This is a genomic window from Vibrio sp. 2433-A1, assembly GCF_056726085.1.
Genome location: NZ_JBRESC010000045.1, coordinates 1 through 7,920 on the forward strand (window position 1 = coordinate 1; position 7,920 = coordinate 7,920).

Genomic DNA, 7,920 nt, shown 5'->3' on the forward strand with positions numbered 1-7,920 from the left:
ATTGGTGGTCGATGTGGATAAGTTGAGGTCGCTGTATTTTTGTCTGAGAAGCCTGATGAGAGTACGCCGCCAATGATATTCGACATGCTTCTTTTTGAAGTAGATAGGTTTCCAGGAATGGTGTTTGTCTAACCCTCCACGGGTGACCGATAAATGGATATGTGGATGCCAATTAAGGGCTCGACCATAAGTATGAAGCGCTCCGAATCTCCCGACCTCAAGTCCATGCTTTTTTGCCCACTTCAGCAGCGTGTCCGCCGCAAGAGAGAATAAATCATTGAGTAATGTTGGATTGGCTTCGAAGATAGGCCATAGCTCGCTCGGCATAGTGAATGTGATGTGTTGATGTTCACAGTCTGGCATGACATTTAGTTGAGTATGTATCCATTGCTCGGTGGATTTAGTACCACAAGAGCTGCAAGCCTTCGTCTTGCAGCTTTGGCAGATGACCTTAGTATGCGGACAGTCTGGCGTACCACAATCGTAGTGTTTGGCTCCCATCATGTTGGTGCCACACGCTAACATTCGCTCAACACAGGTGATTTGCCAGAGACTAAAAGTCTGAGCGTGTTTCCAAAGCACCTTTTCCCAAGCATTGTCTTTTTCAAATAGGAGTTTCGTTGCGCGGGGAACAAATTCTTTTGGTGTGTGGTGGCGACGTCTACGACCTGAGTATTGAACCACGTAAAAATCTAGAGGAGGGGAACGTAAGGATAGGATAACGTACTCTGAATGATAAGAGTATCAACGAATTAACAGCGCCCTAGCTCGATGCGTAGCATCGCTATCTTGACGTTATGCCAATGGGCAAACGCAATGAGAAATTAATATATCTCAAACCAAAACTTAGCGATCGCTCATTAAGCCACATCAAAAAAGAGGGGCTAATGAGTCAAACCGCAAGACACAAAACGGGGGGAATTTGGAGAGAAAATTGTACCCATCAAATGACAAGGATAATCACGATTGGCGAAGAGAAACGGTATTCACTTTCTGTTGTATCTGTATAACGTGGAATCTCAGTTATTTTAAGGAAGTAGCCCAGTTAAACTTGACATTCTTCCCAACGATTAAACAGAGCAGCCTGTCCATAATACACCCCATCAAAATCATATAAATCAAATACTTTAGCATTTTTTATCTTGAATTTTTTTCCTGTTGAAGAGATCCTGTAACCAGAATAAACGACAAAGCCTCTTTTTTTGACTTTATCGAGTAAGGTTTGTCGTTCTACTCGAGAAATCGCACTGGCAGAGTACTTTGATTCGAGCTGAGTAAAGTCATTGAAGGTCATCTCAAATAACTCCAACGCTTTCTTATTGCCGAAATTGAATACGGGGCTGGCCTCTTTACCATGAGAAACCAATACAAAATCCCCTTCCCAAATAGCGTCGAAAAGAAGGCTTTCAGATTCCTCTGGAACAATATAACACCCAAATAACTTATTGAAATTTTCATTGATTATTTTCAAGTGGTGCATGAGCGCGATACTTGCTGTTGGTTTCTGGCATATAGACATCATGATTTTTCTTTAAGCATGGTCACTTTCTGACCTTTGTTCGCAATATAGAAAACGATAATTTTTGCAGGGGTGTCTCCGTCATTGACGCCATAATGATACTGGTTAACCATCTCAACAATACTGTTTTGGGGAGTGTTAGCTTTTAAATGTAGACTTTGTTTTTTATCTTCAGAATAAACGGTTAACGAACCAGACAGTAAGACGCCTGCGTTGATAACTGGATGAAGGTGAATAGGAAGAACTTCATGTGGTTGAATGGTAATTTCCTTTACAGTGACTTCAGGGGAACTGAGATTAATGGTTGGTAATGGAGAACCGTTCCAAGAGGTTGTCGACTTGACTAAATCGGTTGAAGTCGCTGCGTAAGAAGTAGAACAAAATAGGGAGAGTAATAGCAGCATTGAAGTATTTTTCATAATATATCCTCTTTTTTTGTTACCGCTATGTTGCACTATTTTGCGTTAAGTTAATGAAATATTATTTTTTGCTTATGGTGCGTTACTAGGCTCTGTTGCAAATAAGTGTCGTAAGTGAATGGAACCACGAGGGGACCTATCAAACCCTCATCAATGCCTTAGTGATTAGACAGATCTCTCCTGCTGTTCCTCGACCGTATTGCCATATTTCGAATTGACCTTTCTTGAACATATGCATTACCTCAAAACCTTTCAGCGTGGCATACGCCGTTTTCATGGTCTTAAATCCGCGGACTGGGTGGATAAGTCGTTTTAATTTTCCTTGAGCTTTTAACACCCGAATAGCCACGCCGTATGCCAGCGCTTTATCGGTATTGATTGTGTGAGGGTATTTCCAACTTTTTAGCCCTCTCAGTGCCTTTGCTAAAAAACGCTGGGCCGCTTTAGCGTTACGAGTGGTAGACAGAAAGAAGTCGATCGTTTCTCCACGTTTATCCACAGCTCGATAAAGGTAGACCCACTTTCCTTTTACTTTTATGTATGTCTCATCAACTTTCCAACTCCCACCTGAGCGCGGACGCCGATACCATTTGAGCTTTTCTTGAATGAGTGGTGCATATCGTTGAACCCATCGATAGATTGTCGTGTAGTCAACGTTGACACCGCGCTCATTCAGCATCTCTTCAAGTTCACGATAGCTGATACCGTATTTACAATACCAACGGACAGCCCACATGATGATGTCGTATTTGAAGTGACGATGTTTAAAGATGTTCGTGATGGATAACCGCGGCTAGAAATAATGCTAGATTAACCATCCATGCTTTATTTGCAACAGAGCCTTATGTACGCCTCATCAACCTTCCAGCTCCCACCCGAGCGCGGACACCAATACCATTTGAGTTTTTCTTGAATGAGAGGGGCATATCGTTGAACCCATCGATAGATTGTCGTGTGGTCAACGTTGACACCTCGCTCACTCAGTCTCTCTTCAAGTTCACGATAGCTGATACCGTATTTGCAATACCAACGGACAGCCCAAATGATGATGTCGTATTTGAAATAACGATACTTAAAGGCGTTCATGATAGATAACCGTAGTTAGAGAATCGCATTAGATTAACCAACCGTACTTTATTTGCAACAGAGCCGTTCAGACCTCGTTCCCATGAACTATACGGTTTCGCAAAGTAAAAGTCTGCCCTCGTCTTTGCTCACGTTCCAATGGAAATCTACATTATCAGATACAACCAATATGATAATAAAAAATAAGATTCCAACAATAGAATAAAAATTCTACCTATTATATTAGTCAAGTAAAAGGAGGGAGCTATACATGAAGAGTCAAGGAAACTCACCTGAGGTTACCGAGTGGATAAAATATATTAACGGGAAACATCAACTAACCATTGATTTAACATTAGACAGAATTCGAGCTGTCGCTCAGAAAGGGAAATTGAATATACTCAATCAACGAGTTATTACTGTTGCAGGGACAAATGGTAAGGGTACGACTTGTGCTTTGCTTGAAAGGGTGTTGCTTGAGTCAGGTTACTCTGTTGGATTATTTACCTCTCCTCCTCTTATAAATCAGCTTGAGACAGTAAAAATTAACGATGTAAGTATCGAAGAAGGTGATTACCTAGCTGCTTTGTCTGAAATAGATAAATTATGCGAAGATGTAACGTTAACATTGTTTGAATACGAAACACTGGCAGCAATTTATTTATTCAAAAAGGCAGAAGTCGATTTTATCATACTAGAGGTGGGACTAGGTGGACGTAACGACGCAACAAATATTTTTGATGCCGACATTTCAATTATAACAACTCTAGATAAAGACCATACTGATATATTAAGTGACAATTTAGAAAAGATAGGCTATGAAAAATCAGGGATTTTTCGTCCTCAAAAGATAGCAATATGCGGAGAACCTAACCCACCTAAATCCATAGAGTACTATGCTAGAGAAATAGATTCCGTTTTTTATCAAGTAGGGAAGGACTTTAACTATCATCAACACGGACGTGGATATTGGAGTTGGGAATCAAACAAGGTTAAGTTGCCTCACCTACCAGTACCTACGGTTCCTATGATGAATGCAGGAACCGCCTTAATGGCTTTACATTTACTCGATATATCAATTGAAGAGTCTGTAATTGCCTCTAGTTTACGTAGCGTCTTTGTGCCTGGAAGATATCAAGTGATAAAAGAGTCAGGCAAACCTGTCACCGTTCTTGATGTGGCTCATAACCCCCATGCGGCAAAATACCTAATTCAAAAACTTAATACAGACTTTCCAAATGCTACATTTAAAATTGTATTTGGTATGTTGAAAAATAAAGACATACCCAAGACCTCAACCATCTTAAATACTCTAGATGGGGATTGGTATCCAACCCTATTGCCCACTTCTAGAACCGCGTCTCAGAAAGATATCATTCAACATCTTCCGAACACGAAAGATGTCTATTTGTCTCCAACTGAAGCATATGTTGATGCTTGTAATGATGCGAAAGAGCAAGATGTCATTATAGTTGTAGGGTCTTTTTTTACCGTCAGTTCTGTGATTGAATCTTTAGAAGGAAATGAGTCTCCTGATAATGAATCTGCGGTATCAGTTGAGATTTGTCCAGCTCCCACTTAATACTCTGAATTTTGATGTTTAAAAACAATCACTTCCCCTGAAGTTATTCTCGAAACTGTTCGCAACTATCTTGCTTATAAGATAACGATGCTACGCATCGAGCTAGGGCGCTGTTAATTCGTTGATACTCTTATCATTCATAGTACGTTATCCTATCCTTACGTTCCCCTCCTCTAGATTTTTACGTGGTTCAATACTCAGGTCGTAGACGTCGCCACCACACACCAAAAGAATTTGTTCCCCGCGCTACGAAACTCCTATTTGAAAAAGACAATGCTTGGGAAACACACTCAGACTTTTAGTCTCTGGCAAATCATGTGTGTTGAGCGAATGTTAGCGTGTGGGACTAACATGATGGGAGCCAAACACTACGATTGTGGTACGCCAGACTGTGAACATCAGCACATCACATTCACTATACCAAGCGAGCTATGGTCCATCTTCGAAGCCAATCCAACACTACTCAATGATTTATTCTCTCTTGCGGCGGACACGCTCCACTTAAGTGGGCAGAAAAGCATGGACTTGAGGTAGGGATATTCGGAGAACTTCATACTTATGGTCGAACCCTTAACTGGCATCCACATATCCATTTATCGGTCACCCGTGGAGGATTAGATAAACACAATACCTGGAAGCCTATCTACTTTAAAAAGAAGCCTGTCGAGTATCACTGGCGGCGCACTCTCATCAGGCTTCTCAGACAAAAATACAGCGACCTCAACTTATCCACATCGACCACCAATCATATTCAAGATTACCGTCAATGGAACGTCTTCTTAGAGCGTCAATATCAACGCTACTGGAATATTCACTTTGCCAAAAAGACGAAAGAACTAAAGCAAACGGTGAATTATTTGGGTCGTTACCTGAAATCAAGGCTGCGTCATTATAGCGGAGGCAAGGTGGTTTTTAAGTATCTAGATCATCGAGGCGGAACGTATAAAACGAAGACGTTGACGCAAGAAGAGATGATATTGCGGTACGTGATTCATATCCCGCAGCACCATTTTAAAATGGTGCGTTACTACGGTTTTCTATCTAATAGAAAGCGTGGGCGTCTTCTTCCTTTGGTGTATTTAGATTTAGTTTTAGAAAAGAAGAGTCTGAAACAGGCTGAACCACTCACGTATGCTAAACAATACGTAAGCGCGTCATAAACCCCGCATTCTAATCGTTTTGCGCGAGTAATAAGATCAGGTCTTCAACCACAAGGAGATTTGAAATGGCAATTCGACGCACAAACCAAGAATGGGAAACTCTTCTCGAACGCTATGAGCACAGCAACATCACTCAACGTGCTTTCTGTGAACAGCACGGACTGAGCTTATCGACGTTCTTCGCAAAACGCCGTCAACTTCAGTCGACAACTCAATCAGCGCCTGTCGGATTTGTTAGAGCAGAAGTCGTCGAAAAGACAACCAAGTATCAAGCTCAAATAGCAACGGCTAACATGACACTGCTCGTCAATGATGTTGAGCTGAGTATTCCACAAGGCACGCCAGCCACTTATCTAGCAGAACTCATCGGTGCGCTATCATGAAACGTATGCTCAGCGCTCCAGAGATTTATCTGTATCGTGAGAGTGTCGATTTTAGAAAGTCGATCAATGGTCTTGCTGCGATTATCGAAAGTGACACCGATTTACCTCTAGCAAGCGGCGCACTGTTCCTGTTCACCAATAAACAGCGCGACAAAATCAAAGTCTTGTACTGGGATAAAACAGGCTTTGCTCTTTGGTACAAACGCCTCGAAAAAGCCAAATATAAGTGGCCTACAAAAGAGAAAAATGAGGTGTTTAGCCTGACTCAATTCGAGCTTGATAGACTACTTTCTGGCTTCACGATTATCGGCCACAAACCCGTTCGAATAAACGATTTCACAATGACTTAAACGATAATAAAGCCTTATCCACCAAGCGTTAGCGGCATGATTTTAGTATAATAAGTGCCATGAAAAAGACGCCAAATATCAACCCAGAAAGTCAAGATGTTGCTGAGCTACAAGCGATGGTGAAAGCACTGATGTCGGAGAAAACTGAGTGGAAGCAAGAGCGTCAATCTCTACTTGAACAACTCAAGCTTGCCTTTGACCGCCAGTTCGCTAAACGCTCGGAGGCGTTAAAGCCTTACGATGAATCTCAAGGTGACCTCTTCAATGAAGTGGAATGTGAAGCCGCTAAGGAAGAAGAGGTTGAGGTCACGACGACCACCACAACGAAGAAACGCGGTAAGCGTAAGCCTCTTCCAAAAACCTTGCCTCGTGAGGTTATCGAACTCGATTTAGACGACCATGAAAAACAGTGCGCATGCTGCAAACATAGTCTGCATAAAATCGGTGAAGACCGCAGTGAAAAGCTAGAGTTCTCGCCAGCGGTACTCAAAGTGCTGGAGTATGTTCGTCCTAAATATGCTTGTCGTCAGTGTGAGCAAACTAAAGACAAAAGCCACATCGTTCAAAAGCCAGCGCCGCAAAGTATTATCCCTAAAAGCTTCGCGACAGAAAGCTTGCTGGCCAATATCATTCTTGGCAAATACCAATACGCGATGCCACTGTATCGCCAAGAGTCACTGTTTACCCAGTCGGGTATCGAGCTGTCACGAACTACTATGGCAAGGTGGATTATCCAAGTCAGTGAGAAGTTCGCACCGCTTTATGCGGCCTTGAAAACGCACCTACTCGAGCAAGTGGTGGTTCAGGCGGATGAAACACCACTCAATGTCCTCAAGGAAGATAAGCAATGCTACATGTGGCTCTACTGCTCAGGCGCAGACTCGCCAGATGCCGCACTTCCTAACGTGAAAAATATCGCCTTGTATGACTATCAAAATAGTCGCGCGAGGGCGTGCCCTGTTGCCTTCTTGGGGGATTACAGTGGTTATCTTCAAACCGATGGCTATGGTGCTTATGATGGGCTTCACCAAGTGACCAATGTTGGCTGCTTGGCACATGCACGTCGCAAGTTCATGGATGCTAAGAAGCTTCAAGGTAAAGGCAAGTCAGGCAAAGCAGATAAAGCGCTGGCCAAAATCCAGAAGCTCTATGGCATAGAATCCCGCTTAAAAGGTGCGTCTGTCGAGACACGAAAAGCAGAACGCCAACAGCACGCCAAGCCAATACTGGATGAGTTGTACGAATGGATGACGACTCAACAAGTGATAGAGTCTAGCCCGTTGGGTAAAGCGATAAAATACACGCTCGGCCAATGGCCGAAGCTCATCCGCTATATCGATGACGGTCACTTATCGATAGACAATAACCGTGCTGAACGTGCAATTAAACCGCTGGTCATTGGCAGGAAGAACTGGTTGTTCTCGAACACACCAAATGGTGCT

General features: G+C 42.7%; 8 protein-coding genes and 2 pseudogenes. 5 read left to right on the forward strand and 5 right to left on the reverse strand.

Going from position 1 to position 7,920, the window contains the following annotated elements:
- From ACU01J_RS21005 to ACU01J_RS21025, 5 genes and pseudogenes are all read right to left on the reverse strand, one after another.
- A partial coding sequence (locus ACU01J_RS21005; protein WP_481087368.1) for an IS91 family transposase occupies positions 1 to 684 on the reverse strand: 684 nt, incomplete at its 3' end.
- A 361-nt stretch (positions 685 to 1,045) separates the two neighbouring features.
- The gene (locus ACU01J_RS21010) at positions 1,046 to 1,522 is read right to left on the reverse strand and encodes an MEKHLA domain-containing protein (protein ID WP_481087390.1); all 477 of its coding nucleotides are present in this window, start codon (positions 1,520 to 1,522) and stop codon (positions 1,046 to 1,048) included.
- Positions 1,519 to 1,938: a cupin domain-containing protein gene (locus tag ACU01J_RS21015; RefSeq protein ID WP_481087391.1), complete on the reverse strand. Its 420-nt coding sequence runs from the start codon at positions 1,936 to 1,938 to the stop codon at positions 1,519 to 1,521. The genes ACU01J_RS21010 and ACU01J_RS21015 overlap by 4 nt, the downstream gene beginning before the upstream one ends.
- A gap of 139 nt (positions 1,939 to 2,077) precedes the next feature.
- Positions 2,078 to 2,719 carry an IS6 family transposase gene (locus ACU01J_RS21020; protein WP_481087394.1) on the reverse strand — a complete coding sequence of 214 codons (642 nt, stop codon included), beginning with the start codon at positions 2,717 to 2,719 and terminating at the stop codon, positions 2,078 to 2,080.
- 56 nt (positions 2,720 to 2,775) lie between these two features.
- Positions 2,776 to 3,024, reverse strand: a pseudogene (locus tag ACU01J_RS21025) (IS6 family transposase); the annotation flags it as partial.
- Positions 3,025 to 3,274: 250 nt separating this feature from the next.
- Between ACU01J_RS21025 and folC the strand changes: the two are divergent.
- The 5 genes and pseudogenes from folC to tnpC form a co-directional block, all read left to right on the forward strand.
- Entirely contained in the window at positions 3,275 to 4,585 is a 1,311-nt protein-coding gene (gene folC, locus ACU01J_RS21030) for a bifunctional tetrahydrofolate synthase/dihydrofolate synthase (protein WP_481087392.1), read from the forward strand.
- Between the two features lie 185 nt (positions 4,586 to 4,770).
- A pseudogene (locus ACU01J_RS21035) lies at positions 4,771 to 5,730 on the forward strand (IS91 family transposase); the annotation flags it as partial.
- Positions 5,731 to 5,810: 80 nt separating this feature from the next.
- On the forward strand, positions 5,811 to 6,128 hold the full coding sequence (gene tnpA / locus ACU01J_RS21040; protein WP_038228469.1) for an IS66 family insertion sequence element accessory protein TnpA: 318 nt from the start codon (positions 5,811 to 5,813) through the stop codon (positions 6,126 to 6,128).
- On the forward strand, positions 6,125 to 6,478 hold the full coding sequence (gene tnpB, locus ACU01J_RS21045) for an IS66 family insertion sequence element accessory protein TnpB (RefSeq protein WP_038228471.1): 354 nt from the start codon (positions 6,125 to 6,127) through the stop codon (positions 6,476 to 6,478). Before tnpA ends, tnpB begins: the two co-directional genes overlap by 4 nt.
- Before the next feature lie 59 nt (positions 6,479 to 6,537).
- Positions 6,538 to 7,920 (forward strand): IS66 family transposase (gene tnpC / locus ACU01J_RS21050; RefSeq protein ID WP_481087393.1); only part of this gene is annotated, 1,383 nt, incomplete at its 3' end.

Coding starts and splice junctions, on each gene's coding strand:
- ACU01J_RS21010 (WP_481087390.1), bottom strand. CDS start 1,522: ATGATGTCTATATGCCAGAAACCAACAGCAAGTATCGCGCTCATGCAC.
- ACU01J_RS21015 (WP_481087391.1), bottom strand. CDS start 1,938: ATGAAAAATACTTCAATGCTGCTATTACTCTCCCTATTTTGTTCTACT.
- folC (WP_481087392.1), top strand. CDS start 3,275: ATGAAGAGTCAAGGAAACTCACCTGAGGTTACCGAGTGGATAAAATAT.
- tnpA (WP_038228469.1), top strand. CDS start 5,811: ATGGCAATTCGACGCACAAACCAAGAATGGGAAACTCTTCTCGAACGC.
- tnpB (WP_038228471.1), top strand. CDS start 6,125: ATGAAACGTATGCTCAGCGCTCCAGAGATTTATCTGTATCGTGAGAGT.